At 70.8% G+C, this 22726-nt stretch carries 20 protein-coding genes; 10 read left to right on the top strand and 10 right to left on the bottom strand.

The window, feature by feature from the left end; translation table 11 throughout:
- The first annotated feature begins 71 nt into the window (after positions 1 to 71).
- Positions 72 to 941, top strand: a complete 870-nt coding sequence (locus Srubr_RS31795) for an HAD-IIB family hydrolase (protein ID WP_189994851.1) — start codon at positions 72 to 74, stop codon at positions 939 to 941.
- A 92-nt stretch (positions 942 to 1033) separates the two neighbouring features.
- Here the strand turns inward: Srubr_RS31795 and cydD are convergent, their stop codons facing one another.
- The 3 genes from cydD to Srubr_RS31780 are packed head-to-tail and all read right to left on the bottom strand — an operon-like array spanning position 1034 to position 7197.
- Positions 1034 to 4606 (bottom strand): thiol reductant ABC exporter subunit CydD, encoded by a 3573-nt coding sequence (gene cydD, locus Srubr_RS31790; protein ID WP_189994853.1) that lies wholly within the window; start codon positions 4604 to 4606, stop codon positions 1034 to 1036.
- 59 nt (positions 4607 to 4665) lie between these two features.
- Positions 4666 to 5673: a cytochrome d ubiquinol oxidase subunit II gene (gene cydB / locus Srubr_RS31785; protein WP_189994855.1), complete on the bottom strand. Its 1008-nt coding sequence runs from the start codon at positions 5671 to 5673 to the stop codon at positions 4666 to 4668.
- A 15-nt stretch (positions 5674 to 5688) separates the two neighbouring features.
- Positions 5689 to 7197 carry a cytochrome ubiquinol oxidase subunit I gene (locus Srubr_RS31780; RefSeq protein ID WP_189994858.1) on the bottom strand — a complete coding sequence of 503 codons (1509 nt, stop codon included), beginning with the start codon at positions 7195 to 7197 and terminating at the stop codon, positions 5689 to 5691.
- A 210-nt stretch (positions 7198 to 7407) separates the two neighbouring features.
- Here Srubr_RS31780 and Srubr_RS31775 point away from each other — a divergent pair, with 210 nt between their 5' ends.
- On the top strand, positions 7408 to 7785 hold the full coding sequence (locus Srubr_RS31775; RefSeq protein ID WP_189994860.1) for a cyclophilin-like fold protein: 378 nt from the start codon (positions 7408 to 7410) through the stop codon (positions 7783 to 7785).
- Between the two features lie 85 nt (positions 7786 to 7870).
- Here the strand turns inward: Srubr_RS31775 and hisC are convergent, their stop codons facing one another.
- Positions 7871 to 8950, bottom strand: coding sequence for a histidinol-phosphate transaminase (gene hisC, locus Srubr_RS31770; RefSeq protein WP_189994862.1), 1080 nt, complete (start codon positions 8948 to 8950; stop codon positions 7871 to 7873).
- Between the two features lie 454 nt (positions 8951 to 9404).
- Here hisC and Srubr_RS31765 point away from each other — a divergent pair, with 454 nt between their 5' ends.
- Both Srubr_RS31765 and Srubr_RS31760 read left to right on the top strand, forming a co-directional pair.
- Positions 9405 to 10517 carry a LacI family DNA-binding transcriptional regulator gene (locus Srubr_RS31765; RefSeq protein WP_030786254.1) on the top strand — a complete coding sequence of 371 codons (1113 nt, stop codon included), beginning with the start codon at positions 9405 to 9407 and terminating at the stop codon, positions 10515 to 10517.
- A gap of 285 nt (positions 10518 to 10802) precedes the next feature.
- Positions 10803 to 11882, top strand: a complete 1080-nt coding sequence (locus Srubr_RS31760; protein WP_189994864.1) for a metallophosphoesterase — start codon at positions 10803 to 10805, stop codon at positions 11880 to 11882.
- 286 nt (positions 11883 to 12168) lie between these two features.
- Here the strand turns inward: Srubr_RS31760 and thiC are convergent, their stop codons facing one another.
- Positions 12169 to 13953 carry a phosphomethylpyrimidine synthase ThiC gene (gene thiC / locus Srubr_RS31755; protein WP_229926658.1) on the bottom strand — a complete coding sequence of 595 codons (1785 nt, stop codon included), beginning with the start codon at positions 13951 to 13953 and terminating at the stop codon, positions 12169 to 12171.
- Between the two features lie 251 nt (positions 13954 to 14204).
- Here thiC and Srubr_RS31750 point away from each other — a divergent pair, with 251 nt between their 5' ends.
- On the top strand, positions 14205 to 15674 hold the full coding sequence (locus tag Srubr_RS31750; protein ID WP_189995319.1) for a YibE/F family protein: 1470 nt from the start codon (positions 14205 to 14207) through the stop codon (positions 15672 to 15674).
- Between the two features lie 86 nt (positions 15675 to 15760).
- Here the strand turns inward: Srubr_RS31750 and Srubr_RS31745 are convergent, their stop codons facing one another.
- From Srubr_RS31745 to Srubr_RS31730, 4 genes are all read right to left on the bottom strand, one after another.
- Positions 15761 to 16198 carry an SsgA family sporulation/cell division regulator gene (locus Srubr_RS31745; RefSeq protein ID WP_189994866.1) on the bottom strand — a complete coding sequence of 146 codons (438 nt, stop codon included), beginning with the start codon at positions 16196 to 16198 and terminating at the stop codon, positions 15761 to 15763.
- Positions 16199 to 16297: 99 nt separating this feature from the next.
- On the bottom strand, positions 16298 to 17032 hold the full coding sequence (locus Srubr_RS31740; RefSeq protein ID WP_268257582.1) for an IclR family transcriptional regulator: 735 nt from the start codon (positions 17030 to 17032) through the stop codon (positions 16298 to 16300).
- A 419-nt stretch (positions 17033 to 17451) separates the two neighbouring features.
- Complete coding sequence (locus Srubr_RS31735) at positions 17452 to 17664, bottom strand: DUF5326 family protein (RefSeq protein ID WP_189994868.1); 213 nt, start codon at positions 17662 to 17664, stop codon at positions 17452 to 17454.
- A gap of 133 nt (positions 17665 to 17797) precedes the next feature.
- On the bottom strand, positions 17798 to 18115 hold the full coding sequence (locus tag Srubr_RS31730) for a cupin domain-containing protein (RefSeq protein ID WP_189995323.1): 318 nt from the start codon (positions 18113 to 18115) through the stop codon (positions 17798 to 17800).
- A 103-nt stretch (positions 18116 to 18218) separates the two neighbouring features.
- Here Srubr_RS31730 and Srubr_RS31725 point away from each other — a divergent pair, with 103 nt between their 5' ends.
- The 5 genes from Srubr_RS31725 (at position 18219) to Srubr_RS31705 (ending at position 21942) form a co-directional block, all read left to right on the top strand.
- Positions 18219 to 18596, top strand: a complete 378-nt coding sequence (locus Srubr_RS31725) for a phage holin family protein (protein WP_030786272.1) — start codon at positions 18219 to 18221, stop codon at positions 18594 to 18596.
- A 7-nt stretch (positions 18597 to 18603) separates the two neighbouring features.
- Complete coding sequence (locus Srubr_RS31720) at positions 18604 to 19095, top strand: low molecular weight protein-tyrosine-phosphatase (RefSeq protein ID WP_189994870.1); 492 nt, start codon at positions 18604 to 18606, stop codon at positions 19093 to 19095.
- Positions 19092 to 20240 (top strand): cystathionine gamma-lyase, encoded by a 1149-nt coding sequence (locus Srubr_RS31715; RefSeq protein ID WP_189994872.1) that lies wholly within the window; start codon positions 19092 to 19094, stop codon positions 20238 to 20240. Before Srubr_RS31720 ends, Srubr_RS31715 begins: the two co-directional genes overlap by 4 nt.
- Positions 20241 to 20466: 226 nt before the next feature.
- The gene (locus tag Srubr_RS31710; RefSeq protein ID WP_189994874.1) at positions 20467 to 21372 is read left to right on the top strand and encodes a LysR family transcriptional regulator; all 906 of its coding nucleotides are present in this window, start codon (positions 20467 to 20469) and stop codon (positions 21370 to 21372) included.
- A gap of 87 nt (positions 21373 to 21459) precedes the next feature.
- Positions 21460 to 21942: an NUDIX domain-containing protein gene (locus Srubr_RS31705; protein WP_184967877.1), complete on the top strand. Its 483-nt coding sequence runs from the start codon at positions 21460 to 21462 to the stop codon at positions 21940 to 21942.
- Positions 21943 to 21996: 54 nt separating this feature from the next.
- Here the strand turns inward: Srubr_RS31705 and Srubr_RS31700 are convergent, their stop codons facing one another.
- Complete coding sequence (locus Srubr_RS31700; protein WP_189994876.1) at positions 21997 to 22629, bottom strand: HAD family hydrolase; 633 nt, start codon at positions 22627 to 22629, stop codon at positions 21997 to 21999.
- Positions 22630 to 22726: the final 97 nt, after the last annotated feature.

Below are 22726 nucleotides of genomic sequence, written 5' to 3'. Positions count from 1 at the left end.
GGCACGTCGCGTGTGTCTCATCCGTGCGCGGTCGCGCACGGCCGTGCGGACGCCTGCGCGAGAATGGCCGGGTGACCTCAGCGACCAGACAGCCCGGGACCCCTGCCGCCGCCCTGCCGGCGCGGCTGATCGCCACCGACCTCGACGGCACTCTGCTGCGCGACGACAAGTCGGTCTCCGCGCGGACCGTCGCCGCGCTGGCCGCCGCCGAGGAGGCCGGGATCGAGGTCTTCTTCGTCACCGGCCGGCCCGCCCGCTGGATGGACGTGGTCAGCGACCACGTCCACGGCCACGGCCTGGCGATCTGCGGCAACGGCGCCGCCGTGGTCGACCTGCACGGCGGCCCCGGCGCCCACCGGTTCGTCAAGGTCCGCGAGCTGGCCCGGGAGAACGCCCTGGCCGCCGTACGGCTGCTGCGCGAGGCGGCCCCCGGCACGGTGTTCGCGGTCGAGCAGACCTACGGCTTCCACCAGGAGCCGGACTATCCCAAGCTGCACATGGAGATACCGGACACCGTGCTGCCCGCCGAGGAGCTGCTCGCCACCGACGGCTCGACCGCCGACCAGCCGGTCCTCAAGATCCTCGCCTACCATCCCTCCCTCGACCCCGACGCCTTCCTCACGCTGGCCCGCCTGGCGGTCGACGGCCACGCCAACGTCACCCGCTCCAGCCCCAGCGCCCTGCTGGAACTGAGCGGCCCCGGCGTTTCCAAGGCCAGCACCCTCGCCCTGTGCTGCGCCGAGCGCGGCATCTCGCACGAGGAGGTCGTGGCCTTCGGGGACATGCCCAACGACGTCGAGATGCTGACCTGGGCCGGGCGGTCGTACGCGATGGGCAACGCCCACCCGGACGCCGTCGCCGCCGCGTCGGGCCGTACCGTCGCCAACAACGACGACGGCGTGGCAGTGGTGATCGAACGGCTCCTCGCCGACCGCGGGTAGCCGGCGGACGCGCCGGTCCGCGCCACTCCCACACCGCCCGGCACGCGTCAGCGCACCCCGCCGGCGCCTCCCGCGATCCGTGACGGCACGCCTCAGCGCGTTCCCGCCAACGCCTCCGTCTCGGACTCCCGGACGGCCATCTCCCGCAGCGGACCGTCCTCGGCCAGCAGCCGCCGGTACGGCCCGCGCTGCACCACCCGGCCCGCGTCGAGCACGATCACCTCGTCCACCGCGTCGAGCCCCGCCAGCCGGTGGGTGATCAGCAGCGTGGTGCGGCCCTCGGTCGCGGCCAGCAGATCGGCGGTCAGCGCGTCCGCCGTCGCCAGGTCCAGGTGCTCCGCGGGCTCGTCCAGGACCAGCACCGGGAAGCCGGCCAGCAGCGCCCGGGCCAGCGCCAGCCGCTGCCGCTGCCCGCCGGACAGCCGGGCCCCGTGCTCGCCGACCAGCGTGTCCAGACCGTCGGGCAGCGACCGGACCCAGTCCAGCAGCCGGGCCCGGGCCAGCGCCTCGCGCAACTCCGCCTCGGTCGCGTCCTTCCTGGCCAGCAGCAGGTTCTCGCGCACCGAGCTGTCGAAGAGGTGCGCGTCCTGCGCACACAGTCCGACGAGCCGCCGTACGTCGTCCCCCGCCACCGCGCACGCGTCCACCCCGGCGAGCGTGTACGAGCCCGCCTGCGGTTCCAGGAACCGCAGCAGCACCTGCGCGAGGGTCGTCTTACCGGAACCGGAGGCCCCCACCACCGCGATCCGGCGCCCCCGCTCCAGCGTCAGGTCCAGCCCGGCGAGCGCCTCCCGCCGCTGTCCCTCATACCGTGCGACCACGCCCTTGAGGACCACTGGGAACGGTGTGACGGGCGCCGGCCGGGGCTGCTCCGGCTCGCGTACGGGCTCGGCGGCGTCCAGGATCTCGTACACCCGCTCCGCGCTGCGCCGCACCCGCTGCCGGTGCCGCACGGCGAGCGGCAGCCCCAGGACGGCCTCGAAGGCGGCCAGCGGGGTCAGTACGACCACGGCCATCGCCACGCCGCCCAGCCGGCCCGCCGCCACCGCCTGGGCGCCGAAGACCGCGGTGGCCGTGACGGTGAGCCCGGAGATCAGCGCGGTCAGCCCGTCCCCGAGCCCGGTGACGGCGGCGGCGCGCGCGGCGATCCCGGTGAGGACGCGGTCCGCTCGCCGTGCCGCGTCCGTCCGGGCCGGCAGCGCGCCGGCGACGGTCAGTTCCGCGGTGCCGGTGAGCAGATCGGTCACCCGGGTCGCGAGGACGCCACGGGCGGGCGCCAGCCGCCGCTCGGTCCGCCGGGCCACGGCAGCGGTCAGCAGGGGCACACCGGCGCCCGCCGCCAGCAGGCCCGCCGCGAGGACGGCGCCGGCCTCGGGCAGCAGCCAGGCCGTGAAGCCGACGGAGGCGGCGGAGACGGCGACGGCGGCTCCGGCGGGCAGCAGCCAGCGCAACCAGTAGTCCTGGAAGGCGTCCACGTCCGCGACCAGCCGGGTGAGCAGATCGCCGCGCCGGGTGCCGCGCAGCCCCGCCGGGGCGAGGCGTTCCAGGCGCCGGTACACCGCCACCCGGGTGTCGGCCAGCATCCGCAGGACGGCGTCGTGCGAGACCAGCCGCTCGGCGTAGCGGAAGACGGCCCGCCCGATACCGAAGGCGCGGGTCGCGGTCACGGCCACCATCAGATACAGCACCGGGGGCTGCTGCGAGGCCCGCGAGATGAGCCAGCCGGAGGTCGCCATCAGCCCGACGGCACTGCCCAGCGCCAGACTCCCCAGCAGCAGCGCCACGGCCAGCCGCCCCCGGGCTCCGCCGCCCAGCGCGCGCACCCGCGCCAGCACACGCCGCCCCCACAGGCCGGCATCGCCGTCCAGCCGACCTTCCCCAGCCGCTCCCCCAGGGCCGCCTTCCGGCAGGCCGAGCAACGACTCCCTCGGTTCACCTTCCAGCCCACCGATTCGGGTGGCGGGTGGGCGAGGACAGGGGTCCAGGGGACGGAGCCCCCTGGAAGTCCGGCCGGCCCCCGCGGGCTCCGCGCCATCCGCCCCACCCAGCCGTACGACCCTGTCGGCCACCCCCAGCAACGCGGGCCGGTGCACGACCAGCAGCACGGTCCGCCCGGCGGCCAGCCTGCGCACCGCCGCCACGACGTCCCCCTCCGTCGCCCCGTCCAGCGCGGCCGTCGGCTCGTCCAGCAACAGCACGGGCCGGTCCGCGAGGAACGCCCGGGCCAGCGCGAGCCGCTGCCGCTGCCCCGCCGACAACCCGGCCCCGTCCTCCCCGAGCACGGTGTCGACCCCGTCCGGCAGCGCCGCCACGAACTCCCAGGCGCCCGCGTCCCGCAACGCCCGCCGCACGGCACCGTCATCGGCCCCGGGCCGGGCCAGCCGCACGTTCTCCGCGATGGTCCCGGCGTACAGGTGGGGCCGCTGCGGCACCCAGGCGATCCGCGACCGCCACTCCTCCAGGTCCAGGCCGGCGAGGTCGGCGCCCCCGACCCGCACCCGCCCCCCGGTGGGCCGTACGAATCCCAGCAACACGCCCAGCAGCGTGGATTTGCCCGCCCCGCTCGGTCCGACCAGCGCCACGGTCTCACCAGGTTCCACCCGGAACGACACACCGGTCACCGCGTCCGACGAGCGCCCGGGATAGCGGACACTGACGTCCTCGAAGGCCACGGCGCCCGCCGGCACCGGGCCCGTACCCGACGCCGGAACCGGCGTCTCCAGCACGGAGAAGATCTCCTCCGCGGCGGCAAGGCCCTCCGCCGCCGCGTGGTACTGCGCCCCCACCTGCCGCAGCGGCAGATACGCCTCGGGCGCCAGCACCAGGATCACCAGCCCGATGTACAGATCCATGTCCCCGTGGACGAGCCGCATCCCGATCGTCACGGCGACCAGCGCGACGGACAGCGTGGCCAGCAGTTCCAGCGCGAAGGAGGAGAGAAAGGCGATCCGCAGGGTGCGCAGCGTGGCCTGCCGGTACTCCCCGGTGATCCGCCGGATGGACTCGGCCTGTGCCTTGGCCCGGCCGAACACCTTCAGCGTCGGCAGGCCCGCGACCACGTCCAGGAAGTGACCGGACAGCCGGGACAGCAGCCGCCACTGACGGTCCATCCGGGACTGGGTAGCCCAGCCGATCAGCACCATGAACAGCGGAATCAGCGGCAGGGTGCCGACGATGATCGCCGCCGACACCCAGTCCTCCGTGACGATACGCGCCAGCACCGCCACCGGCACGACCACGGCCAGCCCCAGCTGCGGGAGATAGCGCGAGAAGTAGTCGTCCAGGGCATCGACCCCGCGCGTGGCCAGGGTGACCAGCGAGCCGGTCCGCTGCCCGCTCAGCCACCCCGGGCCGAGCGCCGCCGCCCGGTCCAGCAGCCGTCCGCGCAGCTCCGACTTGACCGCCGCGCCGGCCCGGTGTGCCGCGAGTTCGGTGAGCCACGCGACCAACGACCGTCCGACCGCGACGGCCGCCAGCAGCAGCAGGGGGGTGCGCAGGCCGGCGGCCGACTCACCGCGCTGGAACGCGCCGACGACGATCTCGGCGACGAGCATCGCCTGCGCGATGACCAGCCCGGCCCCCAGAGCCCCCAGGCCGATGACGGCCACGAGGAAGAGACGGGTGGCGCGGGCGTACCGCAGAAGGCGTGGGTCGATTGATTTCACGTGAAACATGCCCTTCGGTCCAGAGGGTGTGTTTCACGTGAAACACACCCTCGGCGGACTCAGTGAGCGGCGTCGGGAGCGATGTGCTGCGTGCCGATCCGCTTGCGGAACACCCAGTAGGTCCAGCCCTGGTAGAGCACGACGAGCGGGGTGGCGATCGCCGCCAGCCACGTCATGATCTTGAGGGTGTAGGGGCTCGACGAGGCGTTGGTGACCGTCAGGCTCCAGTCCCCGTTCAGGGTGGACGGCATGACGTTCGGGAAGAGCGAGAAGAAGAGCACCGCCACGGTGGCCACGATGGTGACCCCGGAGAGCGCGAACGCCCAGCCCTCCCGTCCGGCCTGGTTGGCCACCAGCGCGGCGGCCAGGGCGGCGACGGCCAGGATCACGGCGACCAGACTCTTGCCGTCACCGCTGTCGGCCTGCGTCCACAGCAGGAAGGCCAGCGCCACGATGGTCGCCACCAGACCGACCCACCGGGCCAGCTTCCGCGCCCGCACCCGGATGTCGCCGACGGTCTTGAGCGCGGTGAAGACCGCTCCGTGGAAGGTGAACAGCGTGAGCGTCACCAGGCCGCCGAGCAGGGCATAGGGGTTGAGCAGATCCCAGACGTCACCGACGTACTCGAAGTGCTGGTCGATCTTCACCCCCCGCACGATGTTCCCGAAGGCCACGCCCCACAGGAACGCCGGGAGGAGCGAGCACCAGAAGATCGCCGTCTCCCAGTTGCGCTGCCACTTCTCCTCGGGCCGCTTGACCCGGTACTCGAAGGCGACACCCCGGACGATCAGGCAGACCAGGATGAGCAGCAGCGGCAGGTAGAAGCCGGAGAAGAGGGTGGCGTACCACTCGGGGAAGGCGGCGAAAGTGGCGCCGCCCGCGGTGAGCAGCCACACCTCGTTGCCGTCCCAGACCGGGCCGATGGTGTTGATCAGCACCCGGCGCTCGGCTCGGTCGCGCGCCAGCAGCTTGGTGAGAACGCCGACTCCGAAGTCGAAGCCCTCCAGGAAGAAGTAGCCGGTCCACAGGACGGCGATCAGGACGAACCAGACGTCGTGAAGTTCCATGACTGTTCCCCCGGCCTAGTACGAGAAGGCCATCGGCTTGTCGGCGTCACGGGTGTCGCCGCCGATCTTCGTGGGCGGGTTGAGGTCGGCCTCGGTGAGGTCGGGCGGGCCGGCCTTGACGTACTTCGCGAGCAGCTTCACCTCGACCACGGCGAGGATCGCGTACAGCGCGGTGAAGACGGCCATCGAGGTGAGGACCTCGCCCTGGGAGACACCGGGGGAGACCGCGTCCCGGGTCCGGAGGACGCCGTAGACGACCCACGGCTGGCGGCCCATCTCGGTGAAGATCCAGCCCCAGGAGTTGGCGATCAGCGGGAAGGCCATCGTCCAGGTCGCGATGCGCCAGTACCAAGGGGTGAGCTTCGGACCGAGCGCCTGGTTCTTGAACAGCACCAGGTGCGGCACCTCGTCCTCGCCGACCCTGAGGTGCTGCGGCAGCATGAACTTCTTGCGGGTCAGCCAGAGTCCGGCCAGCCCGATGGCGAAGGAGGCCATGCCGAAGCCGATCATCCAGCGGAAGCCCCAGAAGGCCACCGGGATGTTGGGCCGGTAGTCGCCGGGCCCGAACTTCTGCTGCTCGGACTTGTTGACGTCGTTGATGCCGGGGACGTACGAGGTGAAGTTGTCGTCGGCGAGGAAGGAGAGCAGGCCCGGGATCTCGATGGCCACGCTGTTGTGGCCCTTCTCCACGTCGCCGTAGGCGAAGATCGAGAACGGCGCGGGCTTCTGGCCGTCCCACAGGGCCTCGGCGGCGGCCATCTTCATCGGCTGCTGCTTGAACATCACCTTGCCGAGGGTGTCGCCGCTGACCGCGGTGAGCAGACCGGCGATGGCCACGGTGATGAGACCGAGCCGCAGCGAGGTCTTCATCTCGCGGATGTGCTTCTTGCGGGCCAGGTGGTAGGCGGATATGCCCACCATGAAGGCGCCACCGGTCAGGAAGGCCGCCGAGAGCGTGTGGAAGGCCTGAGTGAGGGCGGTGTTCTGGGTCAGCACGGCCCAGAAGTCGGTCAGCTCGGCCCGCCCCCTGGCCTTGTCGATCTTGTACCCGACCGGGTGCTGCATCCAGGAGTTGGCCGCGAGGATGAAGTACGCCGACAGGATCGTGCCGATCGAGACCATCCAGATGCAGGCCAGGTGGATCTTCTTCGGCAGCTTGTCCCAGCCGAAGATCCACAGGCCGATGAACGTGGACTCGAAGAAGAACGCGATCAGCGCCTCGAAGGCGAGCGGGGCGCCGAAGATGTCACCGACGAAGCGCGAGTAGTCCGACCAGTTCATGCCGAACTGGAACTCCTGCACGATGCCGGTGACCACGCCCATGGCGATGTTGATCAGGAAGAGCTTGCCCCAGAACTTGGTCGCTCTGAGGTACTTCTCCTTCTCCGTGCGCACCCAGGCCGTCTGCAGCCCGGCCGTGAGCGCGGCCAGGGAGATCGTCAACGGAACGAACAGGAAGTGGTAGACGGTGGTGATGCCGAACTGCCAGCGCGCCAGTGTTTCCGGCGCCAAAGCCAGGTCCACGTCGTCACTCTCCTTACTACGGCGTGGTCAGCGGCGGTTTGCCCCAGTTTGGTGCTCACATACAGGAGCAAACGGGACGCGCTTGTGAACGCGTTCACATTCACAAGCCATTATGACGCACTGATTCTCGGCTGAACCAGGGGGGTCCCCCCTATCGCCGTGGTGTCAAGACCTTGGCAGTGACTTCAACATCTTGTTGAATTGCCCGCCATGCAGATACGCATTTCCTGGCCCGCGGGCAGCATCACCGCGAGCCTCGACGCAAGCACCCCGACCGCGCAGGCCCTCGCCAAGGCGCTGCCCCTCGCGTCGACCGCGAGCACATGGGGTGAGGAGGTGTATTTCGACACAGGCGTCTCCGTTTCACGTGAAACGGACGCCCGTCAGGTCGTGGAGCCGGGCACGGTGGCCTTCTGGACGGAAGGCAACGCCCTTGCCCTCCCCTACGGACCCACGCCGATCTCGCACGACGGGGAGTGCCGGCTCGCGAGCCCGTGCAACATCCTCGGCAGCCTGGACGGGGACGCCGGCCTCCTGGCGACCGTACGAGCCGGCGACCCCATCCGTCTGGAACTGATCGAGGACTGATCCCGCCGCGGGATCACAGTTCCTTGTGGCGCTCCCGCGCCACCGGGGAGCCACAGCTCCCACGGCACCGGGCGCTACCGCCGAGTCACCGCTCCTTGCGGAACGCCTCCGCCACCTTCAGGAAGATGTCGTTCGCCTCGGCCTCGCCGACCGTCACCCGCACACCCTCGCCCGGGAACGGCCGGACCACCACCCCGTGCTCCTCACAGGCTTGCGCGAACGCGACGGTGCGCTCCCCCAGCCGCAGCCACACGAAGTTGGCCTGCGTCTCCGGGACCGTCCAGCCCTGGCCTCGCAGCGTGTCGACCACACGCGTGCGCTCACACACCAACGAGCCGACCCGGCCCAGCAGCTCGTCCTCGGCCCGCAGCGAGGCGATCGCCGCCTCCTGCGCGAGCTGACTCACCCCGAACGGCACCGCCGTCTTGCGCAGGGCCGCCGCCACCGGCTCATGGGCGATCGCGAAACCGACCCGCAGCCCGGCCAGCCCGTAGGCCTTGGAGAAGGTCCGCAGCACACAGACGTTGGGCCGCTGCCGGTACAGCTCCACGCCGTCGGGCACCTCGGGGTCACGGATGAACTCCCGGTAGGCCTCGTCCAGCACCACCAGCACATCCCGGGGCACCCGGTCGAGGAACCGTTCCAGCTCGGCCCGCCGCACCACCGTGCCGGTCGGGTTGTTGGGGTTGCACACGAAGATCAGCCGCGTCCGGTCGGTGATCGCGTCCGCCATCGCGTCGAGGTCGTGCACATCGCCCGGCGTCAACGGCACCTGAACCGGCCGGGCGCCGCTGATCCGCGTGATGATCGGGTACGCCTCGAACGACCGCCATGCGTAGATCACCTCGTCACCGGGGCCACTGGTGGCCTGGAGCAGCTGCTGGGCGACCCCCACCGAGCCGGTCCCGGTCGCCAGGTGGGACAGCGGCACACCGAAGCGGTCGGACAGCTCGTTCATCAGCCCGGTGCAGGACATGTCCGGGTAGCGGTTGAGGTCACAGGCCGCGGCGGTCACGCTCTCCAGCACGCCCGGCAGCGGCGGGTACGGGTTCTCGTTGGAGGACAGCTTGTAGGCGACCGGACCGTCGGCCGCGGCCGGCTTGCCCGGCTTGTAGGTGGGGATACCCTCCAGCTCGGCGCGCAGCTTGGGGCTTGTCTCGCTCACCGCAGTCCTCCTCGCGACCACCGGCGGACCGTCGACGCCGCCGGCTTCCAATACTCCTCACCATAAGAGGATTCGGCCCGGCTGAGTACCGGCACGGTGCTGCCGGAACCGCAGCGCCCCGGCCCGGGGAAGGCGCGGTTCGCGCGGCTCCCGTCGGCATCGGGGGCATCACCGCACGAAGACGCGCGTTTCGGGGGCGCGCCGTACATATATCTATGCGCCGGTGGCTTGCGCCCTGGCGCGCGTCGCCCGTGCAGGTGAGTTGAGACCTCTTCGAAACATCGGGCGCTTGGCAGGTCCGTACGCCTCGGCAAGTCGCGTCTTACCCTGAGAACACCGAACAACCTTTGTTTCTAAGGGACTTGACACCAAATGCCCATGCAGAAACGTGCCTCCCGAGGTGTGCATATGCGTCCGCACCACCCCACCGTGTGAGCCCTACTATCGGCTCGCCATGACAGCAGCAGGGAAGCACCAGGTGAGCCGCGCGGAAACCTCACGTCGAGGCAGTCGGCCGGGCCGGGCGGGCATCAGAGACGTCGCCGCCGCCGCCGGGGTCTCCATCACGACCGTGTCCGACGCCCTCAACGGCAAGGGCCGGCTCCCCGATGCCACCCGGCGCCACGTCCGCGAGGTCGCCGACCGCCTCGGGTACCGGCCCTCGGCCGCCGCCCGAACCCTCCGTACGGGCAAGTCGGGCCTGATCGGCCTGACCGTGACGACCTACGGGGATGAACCTTTCACCTTCACGGAGTTCGCGTACTTCGCGGAGATGGCCCGGGCCGCCACCTCGGCCGCGCTCGCGCGCGGCTACGCGCTGGTCATCCTGCCCGCGACCTCCCGGCACGACGTCTGGTCCAACGTGGCCCTGGACGGCACGGTCGTCATCGACCCCTCCGACCAGGACCCGGTCGTCAGCGAACTCGTCCGGCAAGGACTGCCGGTCGTCTCCGACGGCCGCCCGGCCGGCTCCCTCCCCGTCACCGCCTGGGTCGACAACGACCACGAGGCCGCCGTACTCGGCATCCTCGACCATCTCGCCGACGCCGGCGCCCGCCGCATCGGCCTGCTCACGGGCACCTCGACGGACACCTACACCCATCTGTCCACCACCGCCTACCTGCGCTGGTGCGAACGGGTCGGCCAGGACCCGGTCTACGAGGCGTACCCGGCGCACGACCCGTGCGCGGGCGCCGTCGCCGCCGACCGGCTGCTCGCCCGCCCCGACCGGCCCGACGCGGTCTACGGGCTGTTCGACCCCAACGGCACCGATCTGCTCGCCGCCGCCCGCCGCTACGGCCTGCGCGTCCCCGACGACCTGCTGCTGGTGTGCTGCAGCGAGTCGACCATGTACGCCAGCACCGAGCCACCCGTCACCACGCTGTCGCTGAAGCCACGCCGCATCGGCACCGCCGTCGTCCAGCTCCTCATCGACGCGATCGAAGGCGTCGAGTCCGAGCAGCCGGTCGAGCAGGTGATACCGACCGAACTGATCGTGCGCACCTCCTCCCAGCGGCGGTCGCCGCGCACGACGGTCAGCCCGCCGCGCACCCCGGACGACCGGTAGCGGCCCGGACACCCGGGGCGGCGCGGGGCCCGACGGACGCGGCACGGGGCGCGTCCGGTGCGGCACGAGAACGGTCGGCCGGAGGATCGACCGGTCGACAGCCAGTCGAACATCTGCCCAAACAGGGCGAAAGCCGCGGTGAACCGGAGTCTTGTTCCGATTCACCACCCCTGGGTCATCACACGGCGCGACGCGCATTCCTATGATGGGCCCCACGACACCGCGGACCGCTGCGACCAGGCAGTCCGAAGCGGTGCAGATGCGGCGCGATGGTGGAGGGGTCTGATGACTCAGGGGGCCGGTCAGGGACCCGAGGCGGAGCGGACGGCGACGCTGCGCGACTTCCGGGTACCCGCGTACGTGCACGAGACCGGTCCGTACGCCGGCGGCACCCACCCCGGCAACGCCGTCCCGGCCGGTGACGAGACGTACCCCGAGGGCTACACCCCCACCCAGCGCGACCTGCCGGTCATCAACCGCGGCGACACCCTCCAGCTCCCCGTCGAGCCGGTCCCCGCCCCGCCGGCCCCACAGCCCGCGACCGGGCCCGGACCGCTCTACGTCGTCGGCGACGTCCACGGCTACCTGGACGAGCTGGTGGCCGCTCTCCAGGAGCAGGGCCTGATCGACGCCTCGGGCCAGTGGTGCGCCGGTACCACCCGGCTGTGGTTCCTCGGCGACTTCACCGACCGTGGCCCGGACGGCATCGGCGTCATCGACCTGGTCATGCGGCTGTCCGCCGAGGCCGCCGCGGCAGGCGGTTACTGCAAGGCCCTCATGGGCAACCACGAACTGCTGCTGCTCGGCGCCAAGCGGTTCGGCGACACCCCCGTCAACTCCGGTGCGGGCACCGCCACCTTCCAGGCGGCCTGGTTGCTCAACGGCGGCCAGAAGACCGACATGGACCGCCTCCAGGACCACCATCTGCAGTGGATGGCCCGGCTCGACGCCGTGGAGGTGGTCGACGGTTATCTGCTCATCCACTCCGACACCACCGCCTACCTCGACTACGGCGACTCCATCGAGGCGGTCAACGACACCGTCCGCGAGACCCTGACCCGTAACGACGCCGACGAGGTCTGGGACCTGTTCCGCAAGTTCACCAAGCGCTTCTCCTTCCGGGACGAGGGCGGTGCCGAAGCCGTGCGCACCCTCCTCGACACGTACGGCGGCACCCGCGTCGTTCACGGGCACAGCCCCATCCCCTACCTCCTGGGCGAGGTCGGCTCCGAGGACGGCGAGGAGGGCACCGGCCCGGTCGTCGAGGGTCCGCACGTCTACGCCGACGGGCTCGCCATCGCCATGGACGGCGGAGTGACCATGGCCGGAAAGCTGCTGGTCCAGCAACTCCCGCTGAACGACTGAGCGTTCCCAGGCAGGCGTCTCCCGGGGCGCGTACGCGCGGCCCCGAGCCCTACGGAGCATCGGGGGACGCGGACCGGTCCTCGCCGTACTGGTGCCCGTCCTCTCCGGACAGCCGCGACGGTCTTCCTGGTCGTCGGCTACGTCCTGCGGGCGGTGAGCTCCGGGCAGCCCGGCCGCGTACCGGCGTACCCCTGCCGGACACCGGCCTGGCCCGGCCGTACACCGGGCCACCCGGTCGCGCACCGCGCACGGCCGAGCCGACGCGGTGCGCTCACGGTGGGCCGGTTCAGTCGGCGATGGGCAGGTACACCCGGTTGCCGGCCGCCGCGAACTCCTGTGACTTCTGTGCCATGCCCGCCTCGATCTCGGCCCGGCTGCCGCCGTGCTCCCGCCGGATGTCCTGCGAGATCTTCATGCTGCAGAACTTCGGACCGCACATGGAACAGAAGTGGGCCGTCTTGGCGGGCTCGGCCGGCAGGGTCTCGTCGTGGAACTCCCGTGCCGTGTCGGGGTCCAGGGCGAGATTGAACTGGTCCTCCCACCGGAACTCGAAACGGGCGTCGGACAGCGCGTCATCCCACTCCTGCGCCCCGGGATGTCCCTTGGCGAGGTCCGCCGCGTGTGCGGCGATCTTGTAGGTGATGACGCCGGTCTTGACGTCGTCCCGGTTGGGCAGGCCCAGGTGCTCCTTGGGCGTGACGTAGCAGAGCATCGCCGTACCCCACCAGGCGATCATCGCGGCACCGATGCCGGAGGTGATGTGGTCGTACGCCGGCGCGACGTCCGTGGTCAGCGGGCCGAGCGTATAGAACGGGGCCTCGTCGCAGATCTCCTGCTGAAGGTCGATGTTCTCCTTGATCTTGTGCATCGGCACGTGCCCGGGGCCCTCGATCATCGTCTGCACGCCGAAATTCCTGGCGATCCGGTTGAGTTCGCCGAGCGTCCGCAGCTCCGCGAACTGCGCCTCGTCGTTGGCGTCGGCGATGGAACCGGGCCGCAGGCCGTCTCCCAGCGAGTACGTGACGTCGTAGGCGGCGAGGATCTCGCACAGCTCCTCGAAGTTCTCGTACAGGAACGATTCCTTGTGGTGCGCCAGGCACCACGCGGCCATGATGGAGCCGCCGCGCGAGACGATGCCGGTCTTGCGGTTGGCGGTGAGCGGGACGTACGGCAGCCGGACGCCCGCGTGGACGGTCATGTAGTCCACGCCCTGCTCAGCCTGCTCGATGACGGTGTCCTTGTAGATCTCCCAGGTCAGTTCCTCGGCCTTGCCGTCGACCTTCTCCAGCGCCTGGTAGAGCGGCACGGTGCCGATGGGGACGGGGGAGTTGCGCAGCACCCACTCGCGGGTGGTGTGGATGTTGCGACCGGTGGACAAGTCCATGACCGTGTCGGCGCCCCAGCGGGTCGCCCAGGTCATCTTCTCGACCTCCTCCTCGATGGAGGACGTCACCGCCGAGTTGCCGATGTTGGCGTTCACCTTCACCAGGAACCGCTTGCCGATGATCATCGGCTCGATCTCCGGGTGGTTGACGTTGGCCGGCAGCACGGCCCGGCCCGCCGCGATCTCCTCGCGGACCACCTCGGGCGACACGTTCTCCCGGAGGGCCACGAACTCCATCTCCGGGGTGATCTCACCCCGGCGGGCGTACGCGAGCTGCGTCACCGCCTGACCGGCGCGCCCCCGCCTCGGCTGGCGCGGGCGGCCAGGGAAGACCGCGTCCAGGTTGCGCAGCCCACCGCGCGGCGAGGTGTGCTTGATCCCGTCGTCCTCGGGACGGACGGGCCGGCCCGCGTACTCCTCGGTGTCGCCGCGGGCGATGATCCAGTTCTCGCGCAGCGGCGGCAGACCCCTGCGGACGTCGGTTTCGACGAGTGGATCGGTGTACGGGCCCGATGTGTCGTACAGCGTGACCGACTGCCCGTTGGTGAGGTGCACCTGACGGACCGGCACCCGGAGGTCGGGGCGTGAACCCTCGACATACGCCTTGTGCCAGCCGATGGACTTCCCGGCCTCCGTGGACTTCTCGTCCTGAGCGGAGGCAGGCGTGCGTGCGTCCTTGTTGGTCATGAGACCTACTCCCTACGCCGGCATTACCCGGTAACAGGTTCGGCGGTCGACGCAGCGGTTTCCGTCGGCCGACATCCCCCGCGGAACATCGCTCGTTCCACGTGAAACATCGCAACCACGGAGGTCAGCGCCCTCTCAGCCCGGTGCTCCGAGCTCCCGCGTGTGCAAAGGTGCCTCCACGCTAGCGCCATGTATGGCGCGGTGAACAGTGGGCCCCCCTGCGTTCTTGGGATGATCGGGCGGTGACCAGCATGGAGCAGTACCCCTATCAGCCGCCCGAGCCGCACCGCCGAGACGGCGCGGCACAGGGCACCGGGCACGGTCACGAGGCCGCCGGGACCGGCCATGGAGCCGCTTCCGGACACGGACACGCGCACGGCCACAGCCACAGTCACGGCCCCGCCGCTCCCGTCTCCCAGCACCTGCGCAAGGTCATCGCGGCGATCCTGGTCCCCTTCACCGCGGCGGTCCTGGTCGGTCTCGTGGTGCTCTGGCCCGGACAGGCCCCGGCCCACAAGCGCACCGGCGTCGGCTTCGACCGGCAGACCCAGCAGGCCACGGTCACCCGGGTCGTCGAGCTGAGCTGCGCGTCGGCGAACGCCTCCGGTGTGCCTCCGACCGGCGACACCTCCACGGCCGAGGGCAGTTCGGCGCAGCAGCGCGCCGACGGCACCTGCAAGAAGGCCACCATCCGGGTCGACACCGGCAAGGACAAGGGCCGTACCTTCACCGAGATCGTGCAGCCGGACCAGTCGCGCCAGCTCCACCAGGACGAGAAGGTCGTCGTCGCCTACGAGCCCTCGGCACCGAAGGACCTGCAGTACGCGGTGACCGATGTGAACCGGAAGTTCCCCATGACGCTGCTCGCGGGGGTCTTCGCGGTGGCCGTGGTCCTGGTGGGCCGGCTGCGCGGTGTCATGGCGCTGATCGCGCTGGCCGTCAGCTTCCTGCTGCTGACGCTGTTCATCCTGCCGGCGATCCTCGAGGGCTCGAACCCGCTGCTGGTGGCCGTGGTCGGGTCGAGCGCCATCATGCTGATCGCCCTGTACCTGTGTCACGGGCTGTCGGCCCGCACCTCGGTGGCGGTGCTCGGCACGCTGATATCGCTGGCGCTGATCGGTGTGCTCGGCTCGCTGTTCATCGGCTGGGCCGCGCTGACCGGCAACACGGACGACAACACCGGTCTCATCCACGGCCTGTATCCGTCGATCGACATGAGCGGTCTGTTGCTGGCCGGGGTCATCATCGGTTCGCTCGGCGTCCTGGACGATGTGACGGTGACCCAGACTTCGGCCGTCTGGGAGCTGCACGAGGCCAACCCGTCGATGGGCTGGCGCGGGTTGTACCGGGCGGGCATCCGGATCGGCCGCGACCACATCGCGTCCGTGGTCAACACCCTGGTGCTCGCCTACGCCGGTGCCGCGCTGCCGTTGCTGCTGCTGTTCTCGATCGCGCAGAGCAGTGTCGGGACTGTGGCCAACAGCGAGCTGGTGGCCGAGGAGATCGTGCGCACGCTGGTGGGCTCGATCGGTCTGGTCGCCTCCGTCCCGGTCACCACGGCGCTGGCCGCGCTGGTGGTGTCGGCCGACCGCGCCGCCCCGGACTCCGGAGTGGCCGGGGCATCCGCCGGGGCCCGGCCCGCGCCGGCGGGGGCCGGGGCATCCGCCGGGGCCCGGCCCGCGCCGGCGCGCGGCGGCCGGGGACGGCGCCGGAAGCGGTGAGCGCCGCCGGGACCGGCCCCGGCGCGCAGAAGCGTTCCTGCGGCGCACCGCGCGAAACCGGCGGTGCGCCCCTCGCGGGTGACGCTTCAGCCGGCGCTCTGCTCCTCGGCCAGGATGCGGTCCAGGGCCTCGTCCAGATGTGCGTCGAAATCGGCCAGGGCGCCCTCCTGTCCGAGCGGCACCAGCTTGTCCGTGCGGTCGAGGAAGGCCACCAGCGGGGGTGCCGACGAGCGGAAGACGGCGTGGTCGCCGCCTACCTGAAGGCGGATCAGCACCTCGCCCAGCACCTCGGAATCGGCGGGGGAGATGCGCACGTCTCCCTCCCCGCACGGACGGCCGACCCCGTCGACCAGCAGCTCGCGCCCGAAGGCCCAGGTCACCGGCGCGTCGCCGGGCAGATGAAAGGTGAGCCGCACGGCATAGGGATCACTGGTTTCGTAGCGCAACTCCACCGGGATGCGGAAGGAGAGCTCCTCCGACACGAGAAAGCTCATCATGACTTCTGCCTGTACGGACTCGCGCATTGACTACCCCGTCATATGACGTCGACTGGCCGGGATCGATCCCTCTGACCGTGCTCAAATCTTGCTGAAAGTACACAGTGGATTACAAGGAGTGAGTTTTCAGATACTGATAGCGAGCGTGAGCGACCCCAGGTGACGCCCGATCTCCGTCTGGAGCCGGCGGGCGGCGGGCAGCAGCCGGTCGGCCTGGTGGGCGGGGAGCGAGATGGCCACCGTGGCCGCGGTGGCGCCGACCGTGATGGGGACCGCCGCGCAGACCGTCCCGACGGCGTACTCCTGACGCTCCACCGTCGGTTCCATCCGGCGGGTCCGGGCCAGCCGCCGTAGCAGCGCGTCGTCGTCCCGCACGGTGTACGGCGTGATGGGCCGGACGGGATAGCGCGCGAGATGGTCGCGCCGCGCCTCCTCGTCCAGCTGGGAGAGCAGACACTGTCCGATGGCGTGGGCATGGCCGGTCTCGCGGAAGTCCGCCCATTCCTCGACCGCCGGTGCCTGCCGGGAGGCGGAGACGCACATGACCTCGATCTCGCCGTCCCGGTACATCGCGTAGTAGACCGGCACACCGATGGAATCGCGCCAGTGCGCGAGCGTGTCCGCCACCATGCTGCGACGTTTCTGCTGTGCTCCGCCGCGGGCCAGACGTTCCGCTGCGTCACCGAGGAAGAACAGCCCCTTGTCCCGGTGCAGATAGCCCTCGTGCACCAGGGTGCGCAGCAGGTGGTAGGTGGTGGGCAGGGCGAGCCCGGTCTCGCGGGCGAGTTGTTTGGCGGGGGCGCCGTAGGGGTGCGAGGCGACGGTCTCCAGCAGTCGCATGGCGCGCTGGACGGAGCCGATGAGCGTGCCGGCGGGCGCGGCCGCGGACCGCGGTGCCGGCCGGCCGGCGGAGGACGGTGGCCCGCAGGCATCCGCGCCGGGCGGCAGGCCGGGGCTGTCCGCCGTGTGCGCGCCGCCCTGTCCGGGGACGAGCGGGGACGGCGGTCGCTGGAGAGGAGGTCCGCAGGGGCGCGGTGCGACGGCGGGTGCGGGGGGTGCTGCCGGTGCGGTGTCGACGATGGCCAAGGGGGTCACTCCCGAAGCGCGAGGGGGGGAGCCCGTGCGAGAGGACATGCACGGGGTTGGCGCCGCCCACGGAGCCGGAGCCGGTGGGGGGTTCCGGACTTTAACCGTCCGCCACCGCGCCGGGACCGCTCCGGACCGAAACTTCCCTCCCCCGAGGGAACCGCCCTGTCACCGCTGACCGATGACCGGGTGCCTCACCACCCGCTGCGCGACGAGGAGTTGCCGGTGAACTTCCGCACGATGTAGATCAGGCCGCCGACCAGCGCGACGAAGACCAGCACCTTGAACAGCAGGCCGATCACGAACCCGACCACGCTCGCTATCAGGCCGCCGAACACGACCAGGGCGATGACCGGCACCGCAACCCACTTCACCCACCACGGCAGCCCCGCGAAGATCTCTCGCATCGCCTCGTCCTTTGCGCTCTCGTGCGTCGTCTGTGGTACGCACTCGATGCTAGGGCCGCGAAGGTTCCGGACGGGGGCCCGGCAACCCTTGTCCTGCCCTGATCCGTCCCCTAGGGAACCCGGGGAACCCGGCTCACGCCTCGGGCGGAGAGAACACGACGAGCACCCTGAGGTCCTCGCTGATGTGATGGAACTTGTGCGGGACCCCGGCGGGCACGTACACGACGCTGCCCCGCGCCACCTGCGTCGTCTCCAGGCCGACCGTGAGCGAGGCCCGGCCGCTGACCACGAAGTACACCTCGTCCTGGTTGTGCGGCTTCTGCGGGTCGTGCTCACCCGCGTCGAGGGCGTACAGACCGACCGACATGTTCCGCTCGCGCAGGAACTGCAGGTAGGCGCCCTCGTTGGCGACGCGTTCCGCCTCCAGGTCATCCAGTCGGAATGCCTTCATCGCCGCTGCCGTCCTCGCTTCGCTGCTCACCGTTGCCCTGCTCCTCGCGGTCCCGCCGGCCACCGTCCGGCCGGGTTCCGCCCGGTCTGCCACGATCAGACACATGAGGAATTTCCTAGTCAAGACGATCGCCAACGCGGGCGCCCTGGCGGTCGCGGTATGGGCTCTCGACAAGATCACCCTGACCGGTGACAGCACCGCCAAGAAGGCCGGCACGCTGATCGCCGTCGCGTTGATCTTCGGCTTGGTCAACTGGCTGGTCAAGCCGATCGTGAAGGTACTCACCTTCCCGCTGTTCATCCTGACCCTCGGCCTGATCACCCTGGTCGTGAACGCGCTGATGCTGCTGCTGACCTCCTGGGTGTGCGGCAAGCTCGACCTCAGCTTCCATGTGGAGGGCTTCTGGACGGCCGTGCTCGGCGGTCTGATCGTCTCCGTCGTCTCCTGGGCGCTGCACGTCGTCCTGCCCGACGAGGACTGAGCGCACCATGACCTACCGCGTCTGTTTCGTGTGCACCGGCAACATCTGCCGCTCCCCGATGGCCGAATCCGTCTTCCGCGCGCGCGTGGCGGAGGCCGGTCTGGAGGATCTGGTGGTGGTCGACAGCGCCGGCACCGGCGGCTGGCACGAGGGGGAGCCGGCCGACCCGCGCACCGTCTCGGTCCTGGAGGAACACGGCTACGACAGCGAGCACACGGCCCGCCAGTTCCTGCCGTCGTGGTTCTCCCGGCTCGACCTTGTGATAGCCCTCGACACCGGCCACCTCCGGGCCCTGCGCCGTCTCGCGCCCACCGAGGAGGACGCCTGCAAGATCCGCCTGCTGCGTTCCTACGACCCCGCCGCCGGCCCCGACCTCGACGTACCCGACCCGTATTACGGGGGCCGGGAGGGCTTCGAGGAGTGCCTTGAGATGGTGGAGGCGGCGAGCACCGGGCTGCTCGCCGCCGTACAGGACGAACTGGAAGGACGGGCCGCATGAGCGAGGGCACGAAGGACGAGGGCCGCACGGGCGACGGCACGCGCGCGGTACGGGCGGGGCTGCCCGAGCCGGCCAAGAACGAGCCGACCCTGCCCGGCCCGGTGTTCGCGGCACACTTCCACCTGCCCGGTGAGGTGGCGGGACCGTACTCGTACGGCCGTGACGACAATCCGACCTGGACCTTGCTGGAGCGGGCCATAGGCGAGCTGGAGGCGCCGGGGCGGGAGGACGTCGAGACGCTGGTGTTCGCCTCCGGCATGGCGGCGATCTCCTCCGTGCTGTTCTCGCAGCTGCGCGCCGGAGACGCGGTCGTGCTGCCCTCCGACGGTTACCAGGTACTGCCGCTGGTCCGCGCCCAGCTGGAGGCCTACGGCATCGAGGTGCGCACCGCGCCGACCGGCGGCGATGCCCAGCTGGAGCTGCTGGACGGGGCGCGGCTGCTGTGGATCGAGACCCCGTCGAACCCCGGGCTCGACGTCTGCGACATCCGGCGGCTGGCCGATGCGGCACACGCGCGTGGCGCGCTGGTCGCCGTGGACAACACCCTCGCCACCCCGCTCGGGCAGCGCCCGCTGGAGCTGGGCGCCGACTTCTCCGTGGCCAGCGGCACCAAGCAGCTCACCGGGCACGGTGATGTCCTGCTGGGCTATGTGACCGGCCGCGACGCCGAGGCGATGGCCGCCGTGCGCCGCTGGCGCAAGATCGTCGGCGCGATTTCCGGGCCCATGGAGGCCTGGCTCGCGCACCGGTCCATCGCCACGCTCCATCTGCGCGTCGACCGGCAGAACGCCACCGCCCTGGCGGTCGCCGAGGCGCTGCGGCAGCGGCCCGAGGTCTCCGGTCTGCGCTACCCGGGTCTGCCCGACGATCCCTCGCACCCGGTCGCGGCACGGCAGATGCGCCGCTACGGCTGTGTCGTGTCCTTCACGCTGCCCACGCGCGCGCGTGCCGAGCGTTTTCTCGCGGCCCTGCGTCTGGTGGAGGACGCGACGAGCTTCGGCGGGGTGCGCTCCACGGCCGAGCGGCGACGCCGCTGGGGCGGGGACGACGTCCCGGAGGGCTTCATCCGGATGTCCGTCGGCGCGGAGGACCCGGAGGACCTGGTGGCCGACGTTCTGCGCGCCCTGGACGAGTCCGCCGAGTAGCGCCTTCCGCGGTGGCCGACCACCGGTTCCCGGACGGTCCGAGCCTCCCCCCCTCGTGGCTCGGACCGTCTGCGGCCTGGGTGGAAAGACCGCCCGGACAAGGCTAGTTGACTCTGCGTCAGTGTCCAATCACAGTAGCGACAGGGACGTATCGACATATTTATAGTTGGTGCCTGCCTGGCGGCCGGCGGAAGGGCGAGGAGGGCAGGGACAGGGAGGGCACGCCATGGATCTGGCCTTGCTGCGGACCTTCGTCACCGTGCACAGGGCTGGTTCCTTCACCCGCGCCGCCGCTCTGCTCGGCCTCTCCCAGCCGGCCGTCACCTCGCAGATCCGCACGCTGGAGCGCCAGCTCGGCAGGCCGCTCTTCCTCCGCCAGGCGCGGGGAGTGACCCCGACGACCATCGGTGACGAACTCGCCCACCGGGCCGCGCCCCATCTCGACGCCCTGGTGGAGATAGCGGAATGCGGACTGGACGACGACTCCTCGCCCCGGACGCTGTACCTGGCCGGCCCTCCGGAGTTCACCACCGAACGCGTGCTGCCCGTCCTCACCGGGCTGACCGGCGAGGACGGCCAGGGCTTCACGTTGCGCGTCTCCTTCGGCACGGCGGAGGAGACGCTGGAGGGACTGGCCTGCGGCCGGCACGACCTGGCCATCAGCACGACCCGACCGCGCGGGGCCCTGCTGTCCGCCACTCCGCTGTGTGACGAGGAGCATGTGCTGGTCGCGGCCCCGCGCTGGGCGGAGCGGATCGGCGCGGACACCGTACGGCTGAAAGGCGCGCCGGCCCTGGAAGACATGCCCGTGATCGACGTCCACGAGTCGCTGCCGTTCGTCTCGCGCTACTGGGCTTCCGTGTTCGACTGCACCCCGGCCGCCACGGGCACGGTGATCGTCCCGGATCTGCGGGCGGTGCTGTCCTGTGCAAGCGCCGGGACCGGGCTGGCGGTGCTTCCCCGCTATCTGTGCGCGCATGCGCTGGAGCAGGGCACGGTCGTCACCCTGCTCGACCCGGTGGTGGCGCCGTTGCGCACGTACTTCCTGGTGGTGCGGACCGGAACACTTCCCCTGCCGCATGTCGCGCGGGCTCACGAGTGGCTCCAGCGTGCGGCCACGGCCTGGTGCTGAGGCCGCCGGGGTGGGGTGCACGCACGGCGGTCGGCTCGTGGCGCTTTGCGATGTTTCACGTGGAACCAGCGGGGCCACATTTCTCCCATGACCGTCCGACCCGTGGTCAAGCGCACCGCCCGTGCCGTTCTCCTGGACGGTGACGACCTGATCCTGATCAAGCGCACCAAGCCCGGCGTCGATCCCTACTGGGTCACTCCCGGTGGCGGGGTCGAACCCGGGGACTCGACCGTCGTGGACGCCCTGCACCGAGAGGTGTACGAGGAACTCGGCGCCAAGATCACCGATGTGGTGCCGTGTTTCGTGGACACGGTGGAGCACATCGGTGAGGACGGCGGCGCGACCGGTGTGAAGGTGCAGCACTTCTTCGTCTGCCGGCTGGAGTCCATGGACCCGGCCCTGCGCCACGGCCCCGAAGTGGAGGAGCCGGCTGGTGAGTACGAGATCGTCCGGGTCCCGTTCACCCGCGTCGGCATCGCCTCCGTCCACCTCGTCCCGCTGTCCCTGCGCCACTACCTGGACGGGAACATCGAGGGAGTACGGGCCATGCACGCCCCCGACCTCGGGTAAGCGGGGTCAGCGAACAGGAGCGCGACTCCGGGTGCCGGAACACGTCCCTTGGGACTACTGTGCCGGCCCGACCAGTTCATAGGCTTCCCACAGGTCCCGTCCCGAGTAGGAGTGGGTGGCGAGGTCGGCCACGTGGGAGTCGGCGTTGACCGCCACGGACACCGGCACGGCGGCGAACAGCTCCTTGTCCGACGCCGAGTCGCCGTACGCCACGCAGTCCGCGCGGGTCACGCCGAATTCCGCGCAGAGCCGTTCCGCGATGACCACCTTGGCGGCGGCGTTGAGCACCCCGGACGGGTCGACGGGCTCGGTGAACGGTACGGCCGGGAAGCGGGAACCGTGCGCCGCGTGGGCACCCCACTCCAGGAGGCGTTCGACGAAGAAGGAGGGCGAGAGGGACACCACCGCGCAGTATTCACCCGCGTTCCTGATCTGCGCCCACACCTCGCGGATCCGGGCCAGCCAGGGAGCCGCCTCGAACGCGGCCCGCACATGCGCGTCGGTCAGGCCGGCCCACAGGTCGTACACCTGCGCGGCATACTCCGGCGGCCCGATCCGCCCGTCCGCGATCGCCCGTTCCAAGGCCACCGTCTCGCGCTCCAGGCCCAACTGGCGCGATATCTCCAGCGGAGCGGTGGTCCCGTGCAGCAACGTCCCGTCCATGTCGAACAGATGAAGTCTGGTCATGACGCCGAGGCTAGTGAGGCTGCGCGATGTTTCACGTGAAACACCGCACAACTGTCCGAGGGCTGTACGGATGGCCATGAGATGGCCAAAAGCACGT

The organism is Streptomyces rubradiris (genome assembly GCF_016860525.1).
In the GTDB taxonomy this organism is placed as follows: domain Bacteria; phylum Actinomycetota; class Actinomycetes; order Streptomycetales; family Streptomycetaceae; genus Streptomyces; species Streptomyces rubradiris.
The sequence above is the reverse complement of the archived record's forward strand: the minus strand, read 5'-3'. Positions and strand labels throughout refer to the sequence as shown.

Excerpts from the sequence above, each read along its gene's own strand:
- cydB (WP_189994855.1), bottom strand. The coding sequence starts at position 5,673 with ATGGAACTTCACGACGTCTGGTTCGTCCTGATCGCCGTCCTGTGGACC.
- Srubr_RS31775 (WP_189994860.1), top strand. The coding sequence starts at position 7,408 with ATGCAGATACGCATTTCCTGGCCCGCGGGCAGCATCACCGCGAGCCTC.
- Srubr_RS31765 (WP_030786254.1), top strand. The coding sequence starts at position 9,405 with ATGACAGCAGCAGGGAAGCACCAGGTGAGCCGCGCGGAAACCTCACGT.
- Srubr_RS31760 (WP_189994864.1), top strand. The coding sequence starts at position 10,803 with ATGACTCAGGGGGCCGGTCAGGGACCCGAGGCGGAGCGGACGGCGACG.
- thiC (WP_229926658.1), bottom strand. The coding sequence starts at position 13,953 with ATGACCAACAAGGACGCACGCACGCCTGCCTCCGCTCAGGACGAGAAG.
- Srubr_RS31750 (WP_189995319.1), top strand. The coding sequence starts at position 14,205 with ATGGAGCAGTACCCCTATCAGCCGCCCGAGCCGCACCGCCGAGACGGC.
- Srubr_RS31745 (WP_189994866.1), bottom strand. The coding sequence starts at position 16,198 with ATGCGCGAGTCCGTACAGGCAGAAGTCATGATGAGCTTTCTCGTGTCG.
- Srubr_RS31735 (WP_189994868.1), bottom strand. The coding sequence starts at position 17,664 with ATGCGAGAGATCTTCGCGGGGCTGCCGTGGTGGGTGAAGTGGGTTGCG.
- Srubr_RS31730 (WP_189995323.1), bottom strand. The coding sequence starts at position 18,115 with ATGAAGGCATTCCGACTGGATGACCTGGAGGCGGAACGCGTCGCCAAC.
- Srubr_RS31725 (WP_030786272.1), top strand. The coding sequence starts at position 18,219 with ATGAGGAATTTCCTAGTCAAGACGATCGCCAACGCGGGCGCCCTGGCG.
- Srubr_RS31720 (WP_189994870.1), top strand. The coding sequence starts at position 18,604 with ATGACCTACCGCGTCTGTTTCGTGTGCACCGGCAACATCTGCCGCTCC.
- Srubr_RS31715 (WP_189994872.1), top strand. The coding sequence starts at position 19,092 with ATGAGCGAGGGCACGAAGGACGAGGGCCGCACGGGCGACGGCACGCGC.
- Srubr_RS31710 (WP_189994874.1), top strand. The coding sequence starts at position 20,467 with ATGGATCTGGCCTTGCTGCGGACCTTCGTCACCGTGCACAGGGCTGGT.
- Srubr_RS31705 (WP_184967877.1), top strand. The coding sequence starts at position 21,460 with ATGACCGTCCGACCCGTGGTCAAGCGCACCGCCCGTGCCGTTCTCCTG.
- Srubr_RS31700 (WP_189994876.1), bottom strand. The coding sequence starts at position 22,629 with ATGACCAGACTTCATCTGTTCGACATGGACGGGACGTTGCTGCACGGG.